Below are 3073 nucleotides of genomic sequence, written 5' to 3' on the forward strand. Positions count from 1 at the left end.
CGCCGCGGTCATCACCACGCCGCGCGAAGTGCGATCGAACAGGCGCGCGCCCAGTGCGTCCTCCAGCGCGGTCAGGCGGCGGGCAACGGTGGTGTGGTTGACGCCCAGCGCCTGCCCCGCGCTGGTCAGGCGGCCAGCACGCGCGACGGCAAGGAACAGGCGAAGATCATCCCAATGCAGCATATATATCCATGCACAACAGATGCGCACATATGATCATTTTTGCGCAGGGCGCCATAGGCTAATCGCCGCGTCAGGCATTTATCGCGAGGGCATCATGCGCATTATCGACAATTTCATCGGCGGCAGTCATCAGGCATCGACATCCGCTCGACTGGGCGACGTGTTCGATCCGGCGACCGGCAAGGTGCAGGCGCAGGTCCGCCTGTCCGATCCCACCGAACTGGACGCGGCCGTCGCCAATGCGCAGGCGGCGCAGCCCGCATGGGCGGCGATGAACCCGCAGCGGCGGGCGCGGGTGATGTTCAACCTCAAGGCGCTCATCGAAACGCATATGGATGAGCTGGCCGAAATGCTGACGGCCGAACATGGCAAAGTGCATTCGGATTCCAAGGGCGATATCCAGCGCGGGCTGGACGTGGTGGAATTCGCCTGCGGCATTCCGCATCTGTTGAAGGGCGAATATAGCGAAGGCGCAGGACCGGGGATCGACGTCTATTCAATGCGCCAGCCGATCGGCATCGCGGCGGGGATTACGCCGTTCAATTTCCCGGCGATGATTCCGATGTGGATGTTCGCGCCAGCGATCGCGTGTGGCAATGCGTTTATCCTCAAGCCCTCCGAACGGAACCCGTCGGTGCCGATGCGGCTGGCGGAGCTGGCGATGGAGGCGGGGCTGCCCGCAGGCATCCTGAACGTCGTTCATGGCGACAAGCAGGTGGTGGACGCGATCCTCGATAATCCGGCGATCCGCGCCGTCAGCTTTGTCGGCTCGTCCGATATCGCCCAATATGTCTATGGTCGCGGCGCGTCGAACGGCAAGCGGATGCAGTGCATGGGCGGCGCGAAAAATCATGGCATCGTCATGCCCGACGCCGATCTGGACCAGGCGGTCGCGGATATTCTTGGCGCGGCATACGGGTCGGCGGGCGAACGCTGCATGGCGTTGCCGGTAGTGGTGCCGGTGGGCGAAGCGACGGCGGTGGCGCTGCGGGCCAAGCTCGAAACCGGGATAGCGGGATTGCGCGTCGGCGTGCCGAGCGATCCTGACGCTCATTATGGTCCGGTGGTCAGTGCGGCGCATAAGGCACGGATTGAAAACTATATTCAGATGGCGGTTGATGAAGGGTCTGAACTGGTGATCGATGGGCGCGGCTTTGCGTTGCAGGGGTATGAGGAGGGGTTTTTCCTGGCGCCGACGCTGCTCGACCATGTGAAACCGGACATGAAAAGCTATAATGAAGAGATTTTCGGGCCGGTGTTGCAGATGGTGCGAGCCGACACGTTCGAGGAGGCGCTGAGCTATCCGACCAAGCATCAATATGGCAACGGCGTGGCGATCTTCACCCGCAATGGCGATTATGCGCGGAAATTCTGCGCCAATGTCGAGGTCGGCATGGTGGGCATCAACGTCCCGATCCCGGTGCCGGTCAGCTATCACAGCTTTGGCGGCTGGAAGCGGTCGGGCTTTGGCGACATGAATCAATATGGCATGGATGGCGTGCGTTTCTATACGCGGGTCAAGACGATCACCCAGCGTTGGCCGAGCGGCGGTGCTGTGATGGATCAGAGCTTCGTCATCCCGACGATGGGCTGACGGAGAGGGCGGGTCGGCCACGGCTCGCCTTTTCATCGCTGTCGCACTGCTATAGCCTTATGTTACACAAGATGATGGGAGAGCGGTGATGAAACGGATGGGGGCGATACTGGCTGGACTGTTGCTGGCAAGCCTAACCAGCAGCCCGGTCACGGCGCGGACGCTGCTAGACTGCCCGCTTCGCGATGCACCGTTTTCGATCGAGTCACCCTTGGTTGATCTGTTGCTCAACCCGGTGGCGAAAAGCGTGCTGGGCACCCAGGCTCCCGATCTCTTCAAGGCTCTGCCTCCCAGCTTTACCTCGACGAAGGCGCCGACATTCGCGGCTATTCTGACGGTACGGACGATGGGGGAAAAGGCCATGACGCCAGAAGCGCTGGCCGCTATCGACCAGCGTTTGCGGGCAATCCCGGTGACGGATGCGGACCGGGCGGCACGGTGCGCCCGTTATGATGATGATCGTCCGAACTTTACGCTGCCTGATAAGAAGCTGGCGGTCTTGCTGTTCGAGAAGATGACCGGTTTCCGGGATGGGCCGTCGGTCGAAGCGGCAAAGGCTGCCTTTCTGGCCATGGCACAGCGTGAAGGCTGGGCGATCGTCGTGACCGACAAGGGCGGTGCGATGAATCCCGCGACCCTGGCGCAGTTCGATGTCGTCATCTGGAACAACGTCAGCGGAGACGTATTGACCCTGTCCCAGCGCAAGGCCTTTCGCGACTATGTCGAGGGCGGCGGCGGTTTCGTAGGGGTGCATGGATCGGCCGGCGATCCGGCGACGTTTTGGGACTGGTATGTCGATACGCTGATCGGCGCGCGCTTTGCCGGGCATCCGATGGAACCGCAATTTCAGGATGCGCGGGTCGTGGTCGAAAATACAAGTCATCCTGTCAATCAGGGTCTGCCCAAGGCGTGGGTCATGAATGACGAATGGTATTCCTTCAAAAGCAATCCGCGTGGGACCGGGGCGACGATCATCGCGACGTTGGACGAAGGCAGCTACAAGCCCGGCGAACCGTTGACGATGGGTGATCATCCCATTGCCTGGACGCGCTGTATTGGCAAAGGGCGCATGTCGTACAGCGCTATTGGCCATCGCCCGGAAACCTACGTTGACGTGCATCATGTACGGTTGTTGGAAAATGCGGTGCGGTGGGCGGGCGATCGACGGGCGACGTGTCAGCCTGAATAGAAAGGCGCTTTAACATAATATATATTATCGATTATTTTTGCTGTAAGCGGGTGGATTCTAGATCGAAGTGCGAAATCCTAGGATTTATAGGGGTTTGATCCCCTTTC

The 3073-nt window shown here is 60.6% G+C and carries 3 protein-coding genes; 2 read left to right on the forward strand and 1 reads right to left on the reverse strand.

Annotated features, from left to right (window positions below):
* A partial coding sequence (locus IL54_RS22880; RefSeq protein WP_156106281.1) for a helix-turn-helix domain-containing protein occupies positions 1-183 on the reverse strand: 183 nt, incomplete at its 3' end.
* 94 nt (positions 184-277) lie between these two features.
* Here IL54_RS22880 and IL54_RS08555 point away from each other — a divergent pair.
* The gene (locus IL54_RS08555; protein WP_037478167.1) at positions 278-1777 is read left to right on the forward strand and encodes a CoA-acylating methylmalonate-semialdehyde dehydrogenase; all 1500 of its coding nucleotides are present in this window, start codon (positions 278-280) and stop codon (positions 1775-1777) included.
* An 88-nt stretch (positions 1778-1865) separates the two neighbouring features.
* Positions 1866-2966, forward strand: coding sequence for a ThuA domain-containing protein (locus IL54_RS08560; RefSeq protein WP_052027611.1), 1101 nt, complete (start codon positions 1866-1868; stop codon positions 2964-2966).
* Positions 2967-3073 lie beyond the last annotated feature (107 nt).

This window comes from Sphingobium sp. ba1 (assembly GCF_000743655.1).
Taxonomy (GTDB): domain Bacteria; phylum Pseudomonadota; class Alphaproteobacteria; order Sphingomonadales; family Sphingomonadaceae; genus Sphingobium.